Source organism: Streptomyces sp. NPDC050164, from assembly GCF_044459945.1.
GTDB classification, from domain to species: Bacteria; Actinomycetota; Actinomycetes; order Streptomycetales; family Streptomycetaceae; genus Streptomyces; species Streptomyces coeruleorubidus_A.
Window position 1 is genome coordinate 360,675 of the sequence record NZ_JBITJK010000004.1, and the last position, 18,100, is coordinate 378,774.

Consider the following 18,100-nt stretch of genomic DNA (forward strand, 5'->3'; position numbering starts at 1 on the left):
GGTGGGGCCCGCCACTGCGTGCTCGCTCCGCTCGCGCCTATCCATGATGTAGCACTACTTCCGCAGCTCGATGACGGTCTTGCCGATGCGGATCGGCGCGCCCAGCGCAATCGGTGTGGGAGTCGTCAGCCGGTTCCGGTCCAGGTACGTGCCGTTGGTGGAGCCGAGGTCCTCGACGATCCACTGGCCGTCGCGGTCCGGGTAGATCCTGGCATGGCGGCTGGAGGCGTAGTCGTCGTCCAGCACGATCGTCGAGTCGTGCGCCCGGCCCAGGGTGATGGTCTGGCCCTGGAGCGCGACCGTGGTGCCGGTGAGGGTGCCCTCGGTCACGACCAGCTTGGTGGGGGCGTTACGGCCGCGCCGGCCGCCGCCGGACTGCTGGCGCTGCTGCGGCGGGGCCTGGCGGGCGGCCTGCTGCTGCCGGCCTGCCTCCCGTCGCGATCCGCGCTGGGTGACGCGCGTACCGAACAGGTCGCTCCGGATGACCTGCACGGCCACGATCACGAACAGCCACAGAACGGCCAGGAAACCCAGCCGCATGACCGTGAGGGTCAGCTCTGACATTGCCCCCGCTTCACCCTTCGGCTTGCCGGTAAATGATGGTGGTGCTGCCCACGACGATCCGCGAGCCGTCGCGGAGCGTAGCGCGGGTGGTGTGCTGCCCGTCCACCACGATGCCGTTGGTGGATCCGAGATCCTGGATCGTCGAGGGCGTTCCGGTCCGGATCTCGCAGTGCCGGCGGGAGACGCCGGGGTCGTCGATCCGCACGTCGGCGTCGGTGCTGCGGCCCAGCACCAGCGTCGCGCGGGAGATCTGATGGCGTGTGCCGTTGATCTCGATCCAGTGGCGGGTGCGTCCGCCGGCCGCCGGGGCGGCCGGGGACCGCTGGGCGCCCGCGGGCTGCGGGTAGCCGTACCCGCCGGGGCGGCCGCCGGGCGGCGGCGCGGCCGGCATGGGCGGGGCGCCCGCGGGCGCGGCGGCCGGCGGGTAGCCGTAGCCGCCGGGGCGTCCGGCGGGCGGGGCTGCGGGCGCGGCGGCGCCTGGCGGGGCCTGCTGGCTGCTGGAGGAGGCGAGCGTACGGCTGCGCACCCGGTACAGGCCGGTGTCCAGGTCGTCCGCCTTCTCCAGGTTCACCTTGATCGGGCCCATGAAGGTGTAGCGCTGCTGCTTGGCGTAGTCACGCACCATGCCGGCGAGCTCGTCGCCGAGCTGGCCGGAGTAGGGGCTGAGCCGCTCGAAGTCCGGCGTGCTCAGCTCCACGATGAAGTCGTTGGGCACGACCGTCCGGTCGCGGTTCCAGATGGTGGCGTTGTTGTCGCACTCGCGCTGGAGCGCGCCGGCGATCTCCACGGGCTGGACCTCGGACTTGAACACCTTGGCGAAGGTGCCGTTGACCAGACCTTCGAGACGCTGCTCGAACTTCTTCAGGACTCCCATGGGGCACCTCCTCCGTCGCTGCCGTCCTGTGTACTGCCCTGCGGGCCGCTTGCCTGGTACTGCTTACTGATCGTATCCACGCGCCGGTCGATCGGCTGGTTCCCCCTGTCAGCCCGGTCGACGGATGTCGACGCCTGACGAAGTTCCCTGTGGAGCTCCCCTTCGAACTCCTCCGGTGCTACGGCTGCCGCGCAACCGCTCTCGCGTACTCCTGACAAGGATCGTAGAGGCGGCCGAAGACCAGTGTCCCGCACCCGACTGTGGACCCCGACCGCCTCCTGGGGAGAAGGGGGGTACCGGTACGAGGTTGATACGTGAAGCGCTACGCGTTGATACGTGGCCAGGGCACCGAAGGTTCGGCGGCCTGTCTGCCTGCGGAAGAAGGGATGTGAATCCACCCCGCCCCGCGTGCTAATGTTCTGGGTGTCGGCAGGCGCCAGGCCCCAAGGGGTAGGAGCCCACGACACACCCAATGCGCGGGTGGCGGAATAGGCAGACGCGCTGGATTCAGGTTCCAGTGCCCGCAAGGGCGTGGGGGTTCAACTCCCCCCTCGCGCACCGTGGAGCACCGACGAAAGTGCTCTACCTGCACCGACGGAATGGGCGGCATCGCGATGGCGATGCCGCCCATTCCTGTTTCTGCGGTGTGATGTCTGTCTCTGGGCACGGTGAAGCGGACGTCGGTGGCTGAGGGCCGTCGGCGGTCCGCGTTCGTGTTGTGGATCTTGCTTGAGGAGCTCTCGGGGCGTTCCCTCTGTGAGGAAGGTCTCAGCGCTGGGTGATGTGGCCCTTGGGGTCCAAGTGCCCAGAGGCTTGGTCCTGCGGCGGCGGGTGGGCCGTCGGCGGGGCCGTTCGCCGCCCAGGGCGATGGCGTCGGCTCAGGAGGCGAGTTTGCGGCGGTTGCCGTGGGCGAGCAGAGGTTCGCGCCGGCCTCCGGAGGGACGGTGACGGTGCGCTGGGAGCAGCACGCCGGTGAGCCGGCCGGGTTCGGGGCGGGGTCGACGAGGGGCAGGTGGATGCCTCGGCCGAGCGTGCGGGGCTTGAGGGGGCACTGCGCGCGGTTGGCTTCTGCCGGGCACATCACGCGGCGGTGGCCTTCTCGTAGACGGGCCCGTAGCCCATGGCTCGGATGGGGAGCTGGAAGTTCTCGGAAACGCTGCCTCTGCTCATGGAGGGCTACTGGGACGGGTGGCTGCCCGATGGGGAGGTATCGCTCGAGTGAGCACCGGTGTATCCCCCTGCCCGCACAGGGACGCACGAGCATCAGCCTTCCCGCAATCCGTACGGCGCTGGAGCACTGTCGGCTCCATCAGGGTCGATCGGTGCTGCGGGGCCTCCCCCCCCGAACCGTTACGTCATGGTCGTGGCCGAGACATCGGCGCTGACGGGTGGGCGACCCGCAGCCGATGGGAGGCTGAGCACCATGGTGAGGCCGCCGCCCGGTGTGTCCTCGGCGTTGAGGGTGCCGCCCATCGTCTCCGCGAAGCCGCGCGCCACCGCCAGGCCGAGGCCGACGCCGGCGCCGCGCGGGGCGTCGCCGTACCGCTGGAACGGCTCGAAAATGCGGGTCTTGGCCTCGTCTGGGACGCCTGAACCGCGGTCCACCACACGGATCTCGACCCGGTCGGTGATGGCGCTCGCCGAGACCAGCACCGGCTCACCAGGCGGGCTGTACTTGACCGCGTTCTCCACGATGTTGGCGACCGACCGTTCCAGCAGTCCCGGGTCCACGGCGACCATCGGCAGTGTCTCGGGGATGTCCAGCTCCACGGTCTCCTCGGGGTCCGGTATGCCGCCCAGCGCCATCGGCACCACCTCGTCCAGGTCGATCTCCCGGATCAAAGGAGCGACGGTGCCGGTCTGCACCCGGGACATGTCGAGGAGATTTCCCACGAGGTGGTCGAGGCGGTCTGCGCCCTCTTCGATCCCGGCGAGGAGTGCGGCCTGGTCCTCCTCGGACCAGTCGACGTCGTCCGACCGGAGCGATGTGACCGCGGCCTTGATCGCCGCCAGTGGGGTGCGCAGGTCGTGGCTGACGGCGGCCAGCAGGGCGGTGCGGATGCGGTTGCCCTCGGCCAGTTCCTTGGCCTGGTCGGCCTGGTGCTGCAGGCGTTGTCGGTCCAGGACGACGGCGGCCTGGGCGGCGAAGGCCGCGAGCACCCGGCGGTCCTCGGCCGGCAGGACGCGGCCGGACAGGGCGAGCGTCAGGTGGTCGCCGACGGGCATGTCGACGTCGGCGTCCTCAGGACGCGTCACGGAGCGGGTGCCTCCGACGCCGGCCGTGACCGTCCACGGGGCGACATCCGACTCCCGTTCCATCAGGGCGACCGTGTCCATGCTGAAGGTCTCGCGGACTCGTTCCAGCAGTGCCTCCAGGCTGGTCTCGCCGCGCAGGACGCTGCCGGCGAGGAAGGAGAGGATCTCGGCCTCGGCCCGGAGCCGGGCAGCCTGGTGCGTACGACGGGCTGCCAGGTCGACGACCGAGGCGACGGAGACGCCGACCGCGAAGAACACGGCGATGGCGACGATGTTCTCCGGGTCGGCGATCGTCCAGGTGTGCACCGGCGGCGTGAAGTACCAGTTGAGCAGCAGCGAGCCGGCAGTCGCCGATGCCAGGGCGGGCAGGAGCCCGCCGAGCAGGGCGGCCCCGACCGTCAGGGCCAGGAACAGCAGCACGTCGCTGGTCAGGTCCGGCCCGGTGTCGATGTGCGTGAGGACGAAGGCGAGCAGGAGCGGGCCGAGTACGCCGACCAGCCATCCCCAGATGATGCGGGCACGGCCCAGTCGGGCGCCGCGCGCGATCGGCAGTCCGCGTCCCTTGGCCACCTCGTCGTGGGTGACGATGTGGACGTCCAGGTCCGGGCCGGACTCGCGGGCCACGATGGCGCTCACGCCGGGGCCGAACATGTACTGCCAGGACCGGCGGCGGCTGGCACCGAGCACTATCTGGGTCGCGTTCACCCCGCGCGCGAAGTCCAGCAGAGCGGTCGGGATGTCGTCGCCGACGACGTGGTGGAAGGTGCCGCCCAGGTCCTCCACCAGGGTGCGCTGGACGGCCAGCTCCTTGGGCGAGGCCGACGTCAGCCCGTCGCTGCGCGCGATGTAGACGGCCAGCACCTCGCCACCGGCGCCCTTCTCGGCGAGGCGTGCGGCGCGGCGGATCAGCGTACGCCCCTCGGGACCGCCCGTGAGTCCGACCACGATCCGCTCGCGCGAGCCCCATATCTTGGAGACGCCGTGCTCGCCCCTGTACTGCTGCAGGTATTCGTCCACCCGGTCGGCCACCCACAGCAGCGCCAGCTCTCGCAGGGCGGTGAGGTTGCCGGGCCGGAAGTAGTTGGAGAGGGCCGCGTCGATCTTGTCCGGCTTGTAGATGTTGCCGTGCGCCATCCGGCGGCGCAGCGCCTCGGGTGACATGTCGACCAGTTCGATCTGGTCGGCGCGGCGTACCACCTCGTCGGGAACCGTCTCCTTCTGCCGTACCCCCGTGATCGACTCGACGACGTCGCCCAGCGACTCCAGATGCTGGATGTTCACCGTCGAGACGACGTTGATGCCTGCTTCGAGCAGTTCCTCGACGTCCTGCCACCGCTTGGCGTTGCGGGAGCCGGGGATGTTGGTGTGGGCGAGTTCGTCCACCAGCGCCACCTGCGGGCGGCGGTCGAGGACGGCGTCGACGTCCATCTCCGTGAACGTCGTGCCCCGGTACGCCAGCTGCTTCCTCTGTACCTGCTCCAGGCCGTGCAGCATCACCTCGGTGCGTGGCCGGTCGTGGTGCTCGACGAAGGCGACCACGCAGTCGGTGCCCCGCTCGATACGGCGGTGGGCTTCGGACAGCATGGCGTAGGTCTTGCCGACGCCGGGTGCCGCGCCGAGGTAGATCCGAAGCTTGCCGCGTGCCATGGTCTGGTCTCTCGGTTTCCTTGCGTGGTGGAATTCGGGGAGGCGGTCAGGCCTCGAAGCGGTAACCCATGCCGGGCTCGGTGATCAGGTAGCGCGGATGGGAAGGGTCCGTTTCGAGTTTGCGCCTGAGCTGGGCCATGTACACCCGAAGATAGTTCGTCCTGTTTCCCGAGATCGGTCCCCAGACCTCCTGCAGGAGCTGCTGCTGCGTGATCAGACGGCCCGGGTTGGTCACCAGGAGCTCCAGCAGGTGCCATTCGGTCGGGGTGAGCCTGAGGTCGCGGCCGTGCCGGGTGGCCTTCTTGGCGAGCAGGTCGATGGTGAAGTCGTCTGTCTCCACCAGCGTCGTCCCGGGAGCGAGCGCGCCGTCCTCGGCGCGGCGCACGGCGGCACGCAGGCGCGCCAGGAGCTCGTCCATGCTGAACGGCTTGGTGATGTAGTCGTCGGCGCCCGCGTCAAGGGCGGCGACCTTCTCCTCGGAGGCGCGGCGCGCGGACAGGACCAAGATGGGCGTGCGGGTCCAGCCGCGCAGCGCCTTGATCACGTCGACGCCGTCCATGTCGGGCAGTCCCAGGTCGAGCAGGATCACGTCGGGCTGTCTCGCGGCGGCCAGCCGGAGGGCTGTGGTGCCGTCCGGTGCCGCATCGACTCCGTAGTGGCGGGCCTGCATGTTGATCAAGAGGGCTCGTACGAGTTGTGGATCGTCCTCCACCACCAGCACCCGGGTCATCGGTGTGCGGCCTTCCTGTCTTCGGTGGACGGGGCGGCGAGTTCCGGACGGCGGTCGGGATCCGGCGGATCCGGGGCTTCCGGTCCGCCGCCTCCCGACCGTGTCCTTCGGCGCAGGGCCATCAGTTCCTGGCCAGTTCCTTCAGCGCGATGTTGAGTTCGAGGACGTTGACGCGAGGCTGGTCGAGGAAGCCGAGGGTCCGGCCCCGGATGTGGTCCTTGACCAGCTTCTCGACCTCGGAGACCGGCAGCCCGTTCGCCTCGGCGACCCGCTTGACCTGGATCTGCGCGTACTCGGGAGAGATGTCCGGGTCGATGGCGGAGGCGGAGCCGGTGACCGCGTCGACGGGCACCTCCGACTCGGGGACGCCGTTGAACTCGGCGACCTGCTTCTTCGCCGCTGTCACCGCCTTGACCAGCCGCGGGTCACTGGCGCCGAGCTGGCTGGAGCCGGTGGCCAGCGGGTCGTAGTCGCTGTGGGAGGGGCGGCCCTGGAACCATTTCGGGTCCGGCTTGTCGGTGCCCTTGATGTTCCAGCTCTGTCCGATCAGTTTCGAGCCGACCTCCTTGCCGTCGACCTTGACGATCGAGCCGTTCGCCTTGTCGTGGAAGGCAAGTTGGCCGATGCCGGTGACCACCAGGGGATAGATGATGCCGGTCACGACGGTGAGGACGAGGAGCATGCGCAGGGCCGCCCATGCCAGGCGTCCGGTGTTCGCCACGGAGTTGTTCATGTCCTTCACCCGATCCCGGGGATGAGCGAGATGAGCAGGTCGATGAGCTTGATGCCGATGAACGGGACGATCAGCCCGCCCAGGCCGTAGATCCCGAGGTTGCGACGCAGCATCCGGTCAGCGCTCATCGGCCGGTAGCGCACGCCGCGCAGGGCCAGCGGGACGAGCGCGATGATGATCAGCGCGTTGAAGATCACCGCGGAGAGGATCGCCGACTCGGGGGAGGCCAGGCCCATGACGTTGAGCCTGTCCAGCGAGGGGTAGGCGACAGCGAACATCGCCGGGATGATCGCGAAGTACTTCGCGACGTCGTTGGCTATGGAGAACGTCGTGAGCGCGCCACGCGTGATGAGGAGTTGCTTGCCGATCTCGACGATCTCGATGAGCTTGGTCGGGTTCGAGTCGAGGTCGACCATGTTGCCGGCCTCCTTCGCGGCCGACGTACCGGTGTTCATCGCCACGCCGACGTCCGCCTGGGCGAGCGCCGGGGCGTCGTTGGTGCCGTCGCCGGTCATGGCGACCAGCTTGCCGCCCGCCTGTTCCCGCTTGATGAGGGCCATCTTGTCCTCGGGGGTGGCCTCGGCGAGGAAGTCGTCGACACCGGCCTCCTCCGCGATCGCCTTGGCTGTCAGCGGATTGTCGCCCGTGATCATGACCGTCTTGATGCCCATGCGGCGCAGCTCCTCGAACCGCTCCCGCATGCCGTCCTTGACGACGTCCTTCAGGTGGATCACGCCGAGGACACGGGCGCCCTGGTCATTCTGGACGGCGACCAACAACGGGGTGCCGCCTGCCTCGGAGATCCTGTTCGCGATCTCGCCCGCGTCCTCGGCGACTTCGCCTCCCTGCTCCCGCACCCACGCGACGACCGAACCGGCGGCGCCCTTGCGAATCTTCCTTCCGTCGACGTCCACGCCCGACATGCGGGTCTGGGCGGTGAACTCGATCCACGTGGCGTGCGCCAGCTCGCCCTGATGCCGCTCGCGCAGCCCGTACTTCGCCTTCGCCAGGACGACGACGGAGCGGCCCTCCGGCGTCTCATCGGCGAGCGACGAAAGCTGCGCGGCATCCGCCACCTCGGCCTCCGTGGTACCGCGCACCGGCACGAACTCGGCCGCCTGCCGGTTGCCCAGCGTGATCGTGCCCGTCTTGTCCAGCAGCAGTGTGGAGACGTCACCGGCGGCCTCGACCGCCCGGCCGGACATGGCCAGCACGTTGCGCTGCACCAGCCGGTCCATGCCCGCGATGCCGATCGCCGACAGCAGCGCGCCGATCGTCGTGGGGATGAGGCAGACCAGCAGGGCAGTGAGCACGATCAGCGAGGTCTGCTTGTCGGCCCCCGCGTAGATCGCGAACGGCTTCAGCGTCACAACCGCCAGCAGGAAGACGATCGTCAGTGAGGCCAGCAGGATGTTCAGCGCGATCTCGTTCGGCGTCTTCTGCCGGGCCGCGCCCTCCACCAGGTTGATCATCCGGTCGATGAAGGTTTCGCCTGGCCTCGTCGTGATCTTGATGACGATGCGGTCGGAAAGGACCTTCGTACCACCGGTGACCGCCGAACGGTCGCCGCCGGACTCACGGATGACCGGGGCCGACTCTCCGGTGATGGCCGACTCGTCGACGGAGGCGACGCCTTCGACGACGTCACCGTCGCCGGGGATGATGTCGCCCGCCTCGCAGACGACCAGGTCGCCGACCTTGAGCTCGGTACCCGGCACGCGTTCTTCCGCGCCGTCCTTGATGAGGCGGCGCGCCACGGTGTCGGTCTTGGCCTTGCGCAGGGTGTCGGCCTGTGCCTTGCCACGGCCCTCGGCGACCGCCTCCGCCAGGTTCGCGAAGACGACCGTCAGCCACAGCCAGGCGGCGATGACCCAGCCGAACCAGTCGCCCGGGTCCTTGATGGCCAGCATCGTGGTGACAACCGAGCCGATGAGCACGACGAACATGACGGGAGACTTGACCATCACCCGGGGGTCGAGCTTGCGGAAGGCATCCGGCAGCGACTTGACCAGCTGCTTGGGATCGAACAGTCCCACGCCGACGCGGCCCTCTGCCGGCTCGTGTCCGATCGGTACGTCCTGGTGCGGTGCCCGGGGCGGGGTAACCGGGGACATCGGGTCCTCTTGCTTCTTCGTGTGGGTGGTCATGCCGCCAGCCCCTCGGCGAGCGGGCCCAGCGCGAGGGCCGGGAAGAACGTCAGACCGGTGATGATCATGATTGCTCCGACCAGCAGGCCGGTGAACAGCGGCTTTTCGGTGCGCAGGGTGCCCGCCGTCTCCGGGACGGGCTTCTGCTCGGCGAGGGAGCCGGCCAGCGCCAGCACGAACACCATCGGCAGGAACCGGCCCAGCGCCATGCACAGACCCAACGTCGTGTTGAAGAACGGGGTGTCGGCACCGAAACCGGCGAACGCGGAGCCGTTGTTGTTCGAGGCCGACGTGTAGGCGTACAGCACTTCGGAGAAGCCGTGCGCGCCGATGTTGGTCATGGCGTCCTTGCCGTCCGGCAGGGCCATCGCGGCCGCGGTGCCGATGAGCACCAGGGCCGGGGTGATGAGGATGTAGCAGGCGGCCAGCTTGATCTCGCGGGTGCCGATCTTCTTGCCCAGGTACTCCGGCGTACGGCCGACCATGAGCCCGGCGATGAAGACCGCGATGATCGCCATGATCAGCATGCCGTAGAGGCCGGAGCCGACACCGCCGGGCGCGATCTCGCCGAGCATCATGCCCAGCAGCAGCACGCCGCCCGACAGACCCTGGTAGGAGTCGTGGAAGGAGTTGACCGAGCCGGTCGAGGTCATCGTCGTGGAGACCGCGAACAGCGAGGACGGACCTTCGCCGAACCGCTGCTCCTTCCCTTCCATCGACCCGCCGGCGATCTGGGAGGCGGTGCCGGGGTGGGCGTACTCGATCCAGGTCACGGCGACGACGCCGAGGAACCAGATGATGCCCATGGCCGCGACGATGGCGTAGCCCTGCCTGACGTTGCCGACCATCTTCCCGAAGGTGCGCGGCAGCGAGAACGGGATCACCAGCAGCAGGAAGATCTCCAGCAGGTTGGTGAAGCCACCTGGGTTCTCGAACGGATGCGAGCTGTTGGCGTTGAAAAAGCCGCCGCCGTTCGTGCCCACGTCCTTGATGGCCTCCTGCGAGGCCACGGCTCCCGGGCTGATGGCCTGCTGGTCGCCGGTCAGGGTGGTGAGGCTGTGGATGCCGCCGAAGTTCTGGATGGCGCCGGCGGCGATGAGCAGCACCGCCGCGACCACGGAGATGGGAAGCAGGATGCGGACGGTGCCGCGCACCAGGTCCGCCCAGAAGTTGCCCAGGTCACCGGTGCGGGACCGGGTGAAGCCGCGTACGAGCGCCACCGCGACGGCGATGCCGACGGCCGCGGAAACGAAGTTCTGCACGGCGAGCCCGGCGGTCTGGGTGACGTGGCTCATCGCCGACTCACCCGAGTACGACTGCCAGTTGGTGTTCGACACGAACGACACGGCCGTGTTGAACGCCTGGTCCGGGCTGATCGGCTTGAAGCCGAGCGACAGGGGCAGCTTGTCCTGGACGCGCTGGAGCACGTACAGGAAGATCACGCCGACCGCGGAGAAGGCCAGTACACCGCGCAGATAGGCGGGCCAGCGCATCTCCGTGTCCGGGTTCGCACCCACCGCGCGGTAGATCCACTTCTCGACGCGCAGGTGCTTCTTGGCGGAGTAGACGGCGGCCATGTAGTCGCCGAGCGGCCGGTGCGCCAGGGCGAGCGCGCCGATGAGCGCGGTCACCAGAAGCACGTCAGCAAGAACGGGGCTCATGGGCGTGCTCAGAACCTCTCCGGGAAGATCAGGGCGAGGACGAGGTAACCCAGCAGGGCGACGGCGACGACCAGGCCGATGATGTCCTCGGCGGTCACAGCTTCGTCACCCCTTTGGCGAAGAGAGCCACGAGCGCGAACACCGCGATCGTGGTGACGACGAAGGCCACGTCGGCCATCGTGAGCTCCTGGATGAGGTGCGGAAAATCCCCGTGGGGATGCGGACCGCTTCAGGAAACCCGCCCGGCCGGTCGGCGTCAGCAGCTCTTAACGCTTCCCTGACTGCGTCCCGGCCACCTTTGACGCACTCCATACGCCTCAGCTGAGCTCGGCGAAGGTCTCCAGCGCGTGGGTCTTGCCGGTGGCCACGATGACGTCGCCCTCCTGCACGGCCTTGTCGGGCGTGGCGTACGTGAAGTCCACACCGGGGCGTTTCATGCCGACGACGGTGACGCCGTGCTTGGGGCGGACCTGGCTCCGCCCAGCGGGATGACTGATGAGCACGCAGAACGCCACGCCGGAGCCGGCCGAGCACTCGGGGCCGCCCCGGTGGGCTCCGCGCTGCTGACCGCAACCGTCTCCTGGGTTCTCGGCATCCATCCCGCTCTGGCCCGGCGCCGGGCGCTGGCGCTGCGGAGCTGCCATCTGCGCCGCGCCGGTCTGACACCGCAGCAACTGGACTCTGTTGCCGTGGCCGCAGTGCTGGACGGACTCGCCTGCGACGTCGCCCGGGGCTGTGTGGACTTCACCCAGTACCCCAGCGGCGGGCGGAACACGCGGGTATCCGCCTCGCGGCTTCGGTACTCGCCGCAGCCTCGACGACCTCGCCGCCGTACTCGACGACCGCTTCCTGCACACGCGAGCCGCCGCACAGAAGGTCCTGGCCGCCTACGCGCACGACCACGGCAGCCGCTGAACCTGAACGCCTCCGCGCCCTGTCGGCGTGGGCTGCCTGGGCGAGCACGCAGCGGTGCGTCGGCATCGCACGGAGCATGCTCAGTGGGCGCGACCCACGGGTAGGGTGTGCGGCTGGGATCTTGATGGGCACTTGCCGCAGGCGGGTAAGGACAGCGACCGTCGGGCAGACGGGGAGAGGACAGCCATGGCGGGCCTGGCGACGCGGTTGCGGTCATGGTCGTCGCTGCTCACCGCCCACCCTGCCCGAGCGGTTGTCCTGGCGTTCGCGGTGGTGGTCCTTCTCGGCGCTGTGCTGCTGTCCCTGCCCTTCGCCGCGGAGGGGGGTTCCTCGCCCGGTTTCGTGACCGCGCTGTTCACGGCCACCTCGGCGGTGTGCGTGACGGGTCTGGCCGTGGTGGACACCGGAACGTACTGGAGCGGCTTCGGTGAGGGCGTGATCCTCGCCCTGATCCAGGTCGGCGGTTTCGGCATCATGACCCTGGCTTCACTGCTGGCGGTGCTGATCTCGGGCCGGCTGCGGCTGCGGATGCAGCTGACCGCGCAGGCGGAGACCAAGAGCCTGGGCATCGGTGACGTACGGCGAGTCTTGCTCGGCGTGGCCGGTACCACGCTGATCGTCGAACTCGCGGTGGGCGCGGTGCTGTCGCTGCGCTTCCGGTACGGCTACGGCGAAGGCATCGGCAGCGCCGTGTACCTCGGCTACTTCCACGCCGTGTCAGCGTTCAACAACGCCGGTTTCGGGCTGCACGCCGACAGCCTCACCCGCTACGCCCAGGATCCCTGGGTGACCCTGCCCGTCGCCGCCGCGGTGATCCTGGGAGGCCTCGGTTTCCCGGTGCTGCTGGAACTGATGCGCCACCGCCGCCGGCGCCGTACGACGGGGCACCGCACCTGGAGCCTGCACGCCAAACTCACGCTGATCACCACCGCCGTCCTGCTCGTCGCCGGAACGCTGCTGACCTGCCTGCTGGAGTGGACCAACCCCGGCACGCTCGGCCCGCACACCACGGCGGGCAAGATCCTCGACGGCTTCTTCCACTCCGCCATGAGCCGCACGGCCGGCTTCAACGCGATCGACGTCGGCGCGCTGCACTCCTCGACGCTGCTGATGACGTGCGTGCTGATGTTCATCGGCGGAGGCAGCGCCGGAACCGCGGGCGGGATCAAGGTCACCACCTTCGCGGTGCTGCTCGCCGCGATCCTTGCCGAAGTGCGCGGTGAGCCCACCTCCACGGTGCTGGGCCGCCGTCTGGCACCGCACGTGCTGCGCCAGGCTCTGACGGTGGCGCTGCTCGGGGTGGGCCTCGTCATGAGCTCGACGCTCGTCCTGCTCACGCTTACCGACGAGCCCATGGACGCGGTGCTGTTCGAGACCGTGTCCGCCTTCGCCACCGTCGGTCTGTCCACCGGTATCACCGCCGACCTGCCCACGGCCGGGCAACTGCTGCTGGTCGTCCTGATGTTCGTCGGCCGCCTCGGCCCCATCACGCTCGTCTCGGCCCTCGCCCTGCGCGAGCGCACCCGCCGTTACGACCTGCCAGAGGAGCGACCCGTCATTGGTTAACAAGCTGCATGCCCTGCGCCGTCGCCACCGCAAGCGCCCGACGGAGACCGACGCCCATGGCGGTGACCAGCGCGTCGCCGTCATCGGACTCGGCCGCTTCGGCTCCTCGCTGGCCAGCGAGCTGATGCGGCGCGGCTGGGACGTCCTCGGCATCGACACCGACGCCCGGCTTGTCCAGAAGTACAGCGACGGGCTCACCCACGCCGCCGTCGCCGACTGCACTGACCCGGAGGTGCTTCGCCAGCTCGGCGTGCACGAGTTCACCAGTGCGGTCGTCGCCATCGGCACCGACATCGAGGCGTCCATCCTGGTCAGTTCCAACCTGCTGGAGGCCGAGGTGCCCAATATCTGGGCCAAGGCCATCAGCCGCCAGCACGGCCAGATCCTCGAACGCCTCGGCGTCCACCATGTCGTCCTGCCCGAGCACGAGATGGGTGAGCGCGTCGCCCACCTGGTCACCGGCCGCATGCTGGACTTCATCGAGTTCGACGACGACTACGCCCTGGTGAAGACTGTCGCCCCGGACGTCGCCACCGGCATCCCGCTGGGCCAGAGCCAGGTCCGCAGCAGGTACGGCATCACCGTGGTCGGCATCAAGCGGCCGGGAGAGGGCTTCACCTACGCCACCGCCGAGACGATCGTCCAGAAGGGCGACGTCATCGTCGTCACCGGCAAGACCCGCGCGGTGGAGGCGTTCGCCGAGCTCAGCTGAAGCCCCGTTCCGGGGGCTACTTGTCCGCGCGATAGAGCTTGAGGTCCCTGTTCACGAAGAGGTGCACGAACCCGCACCGCCAGCAGATGAGCCCGGTCGCCGTCTCGTCCGCCCAGGCCATCTTCATGAACTCCAGGCCGACGCTGTTCAGCAGCACGTCCCGTTCCCGGAACACATCACTGCCGCAGACCTGGCAGGTGATCCGTATCTCCCCGATCGCTGCCCGGACCGGCTTGGGTGCCATGGCGGTCTCCTCTTCCTCTGGTGGTCACCAGCCTGGTCGAGGCCGGTGATCACGGAGGCTATCCCGCACGCGGGTGCGGCGGCTCTGCGGATCCGCCGGCTCGTCAGCCGTTGATGTCGCGGTGGTTGAAGCGGTACGTCCCTGCGGCCACCAGCACCGCGGCGGCTGCCGCGAGAATGCCCGCGTCGGCCCACTGGAAGCCGTGCTTGAGCGGCTCTCCGCCGATGTAGTAGTGGAACGGTGACAGGTACGCGGCCCAGTCGGCGCCCAGCTGGTCGGCGAAGGTGTGCGCGGCGTAGGTGAGGACGCCGATGCCCGCAGTGGCGGCGAAGACCACGGCACGGCGTCCGGTGGCGGCACCGAGGCCCATGGCGAGCGCACCGAACGCCACAGCCAGCAGTGCCAGGTTGAGGCACTGAGCCAGGAACTCGGCCGGGCTGATGGAGGTGAGATCGGCACTATTCCTGATGGCGAGCAGCGCGACCCACACGGCGGCGGCGATTGCGCAGGCCCCGGCGGTCAGGGCTCCGAACCGCTGCAGGATCAGACGGGTCCGGGTGACCGGGTGGGCGAGGAGAAGGTCGAGGGTGCCGGACTCCTCGTCGCCCGCCGTGGCGCGGGCCCCGGTCGCCGCCCCGTAGAAGAGGGCGAGCAGCGGCAGGATGAGGCCGAAGACGGAGGACTGCAGATATCCGGCGGCCGAGGTCAGATCGTCGAGGTGGAAAGCCTCGCGCATCGCTTCGGGGAAGTTCTGGACGGACTCGGCCCCGCCGGTGGCCATCTGAGGGTAGAAGCTCGCGTACATGGCGGCGGCCAGGGTGGTGCCGATCGTCCAGCCGATGAGCGGGCGGCGGTTGTCGCGGAGGGTCTTGGTGAACACGGTGGTGTGCATGGCGGGTTGGCTCCTCGGTGAGCAGCTGAGCAGCTGAGCAGCTGAGCAGGTGATGGTGCGGTCAGGTCAGACGGTCGCGGCGGTCGGCCGGGGCGCGGCCTCCGCTTCGGCGTAGTAGGCGTGGAAGAGGTCGTCGAGGGCGGGTTCGGTGGCCCGCAGCGCGGTGACGTGGTGCTTGGCGGCGGCCTTGACGAGGGCGTCGGGATCACCCGTGAGCTGTCCGCGCAGGGTGGTCCCGTCCGCGTCGAGCACGAGGTCGTGTACGCCGGGCAGCTGGGCGAACTCCTCGGCGGTGACCGGCTCGGCGAAGCTGATCTCGATCTCCCGGATCGCTCCGGCACGCAGTTGGGCCACGGTGTCCAGGGCCACCAGACGCCCGTCCCGCAGGATGCCGACCCGGTCGGCGACGGCCTCGACCTCGTCCATGATGTGGCTGGACATGAAGACGGTCTGGCCGTTCGCGGCGGCCTCGGCGACCAGCTCCAGGAACGTCTGCTGCACCAGCGGGTCGAGCCCCGAGGTGGGCTCGTCGAGGATCAGCAGCTCCGGGGTGTGCATGAAGGCCTGCACAAGACCGACCTTCTGCCGGTTGCCCTTGGACAGCTTCTTGATGGGCGCGCTCGGGTCGAGGCCGAGCCGGTCGGACAGGTCGTCGATGCGCTGCTGGGACACGCCGCCGCGCAGGTCGGCCAGGAAGCGCAGGCAATCACGCACTTTCTGCCGTCCGTCGACGACGAAGTCACCGGCGAGGTAGCCGACGCGGCGGCGCAGCTCGACACCGTCGGCACGCGGGTCCAGACCGAGGACCGTTGCGTGACCGGAGGTGGGGCGGATCAGGTCGAGAAGCAGCCGGATGGTGGTGGATTTCCCCGCGCCGTTCGGCCCCAGATAGCCGAAGACCTCCCCGACGCGCACGTCAAGGGACAGGCCGGTCAGGCCGCGACGGGAACCGTACGTCTTGGTGAGCTCACGGAGCTCGATCGCGTTCTCCATGTCTTGGAACGTATCGAGCTTTCAGAGATTTGTAAACACACGGAAATCGCTGAGTACTCGAAAACATTCGCTACCCTGAGAGGCATGGACGCGAAGGAGCAGCTGCGCCACGCAGCGGAGAAGCTGGCCCTGACCCTGGCCCAGAACGGCATGCAGAAGACCACGGCCCGGGTGATGACCGCCCTGCTCTTCACCGAGCGGGACACCATGACCGCCGCCGACCTGTGCGAGGAGCTGTCGATCAGCTCAGGAGCCGTCTCCACCGCGATCAAGCAGCTCATCCCCGTCGGACTCGTCGAACGCGTCCCCGCCCCCGGCAGCCGCCGCGACCACTACCGCTTCCGCGAGGGCGCCTGGGCAACCCTCATGTCCCAGCAGAACGTCATGCTGGATGTGATGCTCGACGCCGCTCAGGAGGGCATCGGCACCGCGCGGGATGGTTCCCCCACCGCCCGGCGTCTGCACGAGATGCAGGACTTCTACGCCTACATGGCACGGGAAATGCCCGCACTGATCGAGAACTGGCGCAAGACCTACCAGGTGTAGTCCTGTCCTGCGCAGCGCAGGGCAGCCGCCTTCCTCGGCCCCCACCACCGGACCACGCCCGGTCAGGGCCGAACTGAGATCGTGCTCCGCGTCAACCGCGTCACCAACCTGTCCGATCAGCACATCTAAGCCCTTATAGCCAAGGCTCCCTTGGCAGCGCTGGGAGTCCGAAGCGAAACCTGGACATCCGGGAACCGATGTGCGCCTGTGGGGCCCGCGCCGGCGAACGGGCGCGGACGAGCACCCCGACGGCACACACGGGCACCATCAGGGTCTTCGCCACGGGTCAGGTTCGCCGGCCGCCCCCCGGCCCGGTGCTCGGGGCGTCCGCTCCGGCCGGCCGCACGACGCAGCAGCCGTTGCTCCGTTCACCGCTCGGCGGACCGCCCCAGGCTCTTGATCTTCTCGAACGGGTAGGCACCCACGATCACCACGGCCAGGCCGTAGAGGGCGAGGACCACAAGTCCCCAGGTGCCGACCATTCGGCCACCGCCGCTCATGATGACCGTGCCGATCGGCACCAACGGAGCGAAGCTGAGCACCGCGGCCCCAGTGCACCAGAAGGCCACCAGGTCGTTCGCCCGTTTCCTCAGCCCCGGGTCGGACTTCACCTCCGCAGGGACCTCGTACCCGTCGGACCGGTCACAGACCTTGCCCCGGTACCCGGTGCGTGCGGCCAGCGAACTGGCTACGCCCAGCAGGAGGAAACAACCGAAGATGAAGATGTAGGCCATGGATGCCCCAGGATTCGCGCGGTGCCGAGCAACTTCAGCGGATGTACTTGATGATGAAGGCGATCACCATGTTGACGGCCTTGTTCTTGACCCAGCCCGGCAGGAACTTCCAGACGACGCCCCCGATCTCGCCCCCGAGGCAGCCGATGACGGCGTTCCTGACGTAGGTCTTCTTGCTGGACGCCTTGCCCGCCGCGATGTCGCTGAGCACCGAGGTGGGAATGCTGGCCAGCGCCCCCTTCGCGCACCATGCCGCGGCACCGATGGCCGCCGCGGCGATCGGGAAGGCGAAGCCACCGGACCGGCTCATGGCCTTCTCGATCTCGGCCAGCGCCTCCGGTCCCATCTCCTGCTCGATGAACTGGCGCTGCTCCGCGGTCAGTTCAGGAGACTGCGTCGCGGCTGAGGCAGCCACGGCGCGAGCCGTTCCCCGGCTGTCGTCGGCGGCCGTGGCGCTGGGAGCCGCGGTGGCGAGCAGGGCGGCACTGGTGACGGCGGCTATTCCGGCCAGAGAGACGCGGCGCGTGGTGGTCTTACGCATGTTGAATTCCCCGGTAGTCGTTCATTCGTCTCCAGGTCAGGGAGACGGTTCCGTGGTCCTCACCTCCAGGTCATGGAGGTGATCACGGACGAGACTCTGACATCCCGAGGGAGGCCCGGCATGAGAGAAGACGCGTGAAAAGGATCACGACTACCGACCGGAACGTCCCGCTTGAATCAGGCCTCTTGTCGAAGACGCCGGTGGAATCACAACTGGCACCGCAAGGAAGCGAAGAAATTCCTTGAAATGCGGATCACTTGGGATCGTACAGGACTCAACTTTATTTCAGCAGACCGCTTGAGGTAGATGGCATAGAGCCAGTCGCGGTTGTCCGACTCCAGCACG

18 protein-coding genes and 1 tRNA gene are annotated in these 18,100 nt (G+C 68.7%); 5 read left to right on the forward strand and 14 right to left on the reverse strand.

Annotation, left to right across the window (positions count from 1 at the left end):
* Positions 1–54: 54 nt before the first annotated feature.
* Complete coding sequence (locus ACIBNA_RS09640) at positions 55–564, reverse strand: FHA domain-containing protein (RefSeq protein ID WP_020273104.1); 510 nt, start codon at positions 562–564, stop codon at positions 55–57.
* A gap of 10 nt (positions 565–574) precedes the next feature.
* Positions 575–1,438, reverse strand: coding sequence for an FhaA domain-containing protein (locus ACIBNA_RS09645; protein ID WP_399164664.1), 864 nt, complete (start codon positions 1,436–1,438; stop codon positions 575–577).
* 474 nt (positions 1,439–1,912) lie between these two features.
* Between ACIBNA_RS09645 and ACIBNA_RS09650 the strand changes: the two genes are divergently transcribed.
* Positions 1,913–1,996: transfer RNA gene (locus ACIBNA_RS09650), tRNA-Leu, on the forward strand.
* A 792-nt stretch (positions 1,997–2,788) separates the two neighbouring features.
* Here the strand turns inward: ACIBNA_RS09650 and ACIBNA_RS09655 are convergent.
* From ACIBNA_RS09655 to ACIBNA_RS09685, 7 genes are all read right to left on the reverse strand, one after another.
* Positions 2,789–5,341 (reverse strand): ATP-binding protein, encoded by a 2,553-nt coding sequence (locus tag ACIBNA_RS09655; protein ID WP_399164665.1) that lies wholly within the window; start codon positions 5,339–5,341, stop codon positions 2,789–2,791.
* Positions 5,342–5,387: 46 nt separating this feature from the next.
* Complete coding sequence (locus tag ACIBNA_RS09660; RefSeq protein WP_399164666.1) at positions 5,388–6,071, reverse strand: response regulator; 684 nt, start codon at positions 6,069–6,071, stop codon at positions 5,388–5,390.
* Between the two features lie 121 nt (positions 6,072–6,192).
* Positions 6,193–6,804: a potassium-transporting ATPase subunit KdpC gene (kdpC, locus tag ACIBNA_RS09665; protein WP_399164667.1), complete on the reverse strand. Its 612-nt coding sequence runs from the start codon at positions 6,802–6,804 to the stop codon at positions 6,193–6,195.
* Positions 6,805–6,809: 5 nt separating this feature from the next.
* On the reverse strand, positions 6,810–8,951 hold the full coding sequence (gene kdpB / locus ACIBNA_RS09670) for a potassium-transporting ATPase subunit KdpB (protein WP_399164668.1): 2,142 nt from the start codon (positions 8,949–8,951) through the stop codon (positions 6,810–6,812).
* Positions 8,948–10,612, reverse strand: coding sequence for a potassium-transporting ATPase subunit KdpA (gene kdpA, locus ACIBNA_RS09675; protein ID WP_399164669.1), 1,665 nt, complete (start codon positions 10,610–10,612; stop codon positions 8,948–8,950). Before kdpA ends, kdpB begins: the two co-directional genes overlap by 4 nt.
* A gap of 8 nt (positions 10,613–10,620) precedes the next feature.
* The gene (gene kdpF, locus ACIBNA_RS09680; protein ID WP_399164670.1) at positions 10,621–10,710 is read right to left on the reverse strand and encodes a K(+)-transporting ATPase subunit F; all 90 of its coding nucleotides are present in this window, start codon (positions 10,708–10,710) and stop codon (positions 10,621–10,623) included.
* Positions 10,711–10,929: 219 nt separating this feature from the next.
* Positions 10,930–11,256 carry a cation:proton antiporter regulatory subunit gene (locus ACIBNA_RS09685; protein WP_399164671.1) on the reverse strand — a complete coding sequence of 109 codons (327 nt, stop codon included), beginning with the start codon at positions 11,254–11,256 and terminating at the stop codon, positions 10,930–10,932.
* 91 nt (positions 11,257–11,347) lie between these two features.
* Between ACIBNA_RS09685 and ACIBNA_RS09690 the strand changes: the two genes are divergently transcribed.
* The 3 genes from ACIBNA_RS09690 to ACIBNA_RS09700 all read left to right on the forward strand — a co-directional run bounded on the left by ACIBNA_RS09690 (position 11,348) and on the right by ACIBNA_RS09700 (position 13,805).
* Positions 11,348–11,527 (forward strand): hypothetical protein, encoded by a 180-nt coding sequence (locus ACIBNA_RS09690; protein ID WP_399164672.1) that lies wholly within the window; start codon positions 11,348–11,350, stop codon positions 11,525–11,527.
* Positions 11,528–11,713: 186 nt separating this feature from the next.
* Complete coding sequence (locus ACIBNA_RS09695) at positions 11,714–13,093, forward strand: TrkH family potassium uptake protein (protein ID WP_399164673.1); 1,380 nt, start codon at positions 11,714–11,716, stop codon at positions 13,091–13,093.
* Positions 13,086–13,805: a potassium channel family protein gene (locus tag ACIBNA_RS09700; RefSeq protein ID WP_399164674.1), complete on the forward strand. Its 720-nt coding sequence runs from the start codon at positions 13,086–13,088 to the stop codon at positions 13,803–13,805. The genes ACIBNA_RS09695 and ACIBNA_RS09700 overlap by 8 nt, the downstream gene beginning before the upstream one ends.
* A 16-nt stretch (positions 13,806–13,821) precedes the next feature.
* Here the strand turns inward: ACIBNA_RS09700 and ACIBNA_RS09705 are convergent, their stop codons facing one another.
* From ACIBNA_RS09705 to ACIBNA_RS09715, 3 genes are all read right to left on the reverse strand, one after another.
* Positions 13,822–14,049 carry a hypothetical protein gene (locus ACIBNA_RS09705; protein ID WP_399164675.1) on the reverse strand — a complete coding sequence of 76 codons (228 nt, stop codon included), beginning with the start codon at positions 14,047–14,049 and terminating at the stop codon, positions 13,822–13,824.
* 103 nt (positions 14,050–14,152) lie between these two features.
* Positions 14,153–14,941, reverse strand: a complete 789-nt coding sequence (locus tag ACIBNA_RS09710) for an ABC transporter permease subunit (RefSeq protein WP_399164676.1) — start codon at positions 14,939–14,941, stop codon at positions 14,153–14,155.
* Between the two features lie 66 nt (positions 14,942–15,007).
* On the reverse strand, positions 15,008–15,934 hold the full coding sequence (locus tag ACIBNA_RS09715) for an ABC transporter ATP-binding protein (protein ID WP_399164677.1): 927 nt from the start codon (positions 15,932–15,934) through the stop codon (positions 15,008–15,010).
* Positions 15,935–16,018: 84 nt separating this feature from the next.
* Between ACIBNA_RS09715 and ACIBNA_RS09720 the strand changes: the two genes are divergently transcribed.
* Positions 16,019–16,480, forward strand: a complete 462-nt coding sequence (locus ACIBNA_RS09720) for a GbsR/MarR family transcriptional regulator (protein WP_399164678.1) — start codon at positions 16,019–16,021, stop codon at positions 16,478–16,480.
* 368 nt (positions 16,481–16,848) lie between these two features.
* Here ACIBNA_RS09720 and ACIBNA_RS09725 read toward each other — a convergent pair whose 3' ends face one another.
* Together ACIBNA_RS09725 and ACIBNA_RS09730 are read right to left on the reverse strand one after the other, a co-directional pair.
* The gene (locus ACIBNA_RS09725) at positions 16,849–17,214 is read right to left on the reverse strand and encodes a hypothetical protein (RefSeq protein WP_399164679.1); all 366 of its coding nucleotides are present in this window, start codon (positions 17,212–17,214) and stop codon (positions 16,849–16,851) included.
* 34 nt (positions 17,215–17,248) lie between these two features.
* A complete protein-coding gene (locus ACIBNA_RS09730) occupies positions 17,249–17,755 on the reverse strand; it encodes a hypothetical protein (protein WP_399164680.1) in 507 nt (168 codons plus the stop codon).
* Positions 17,756–18,100: the final 345 nt, after the last annotated feature.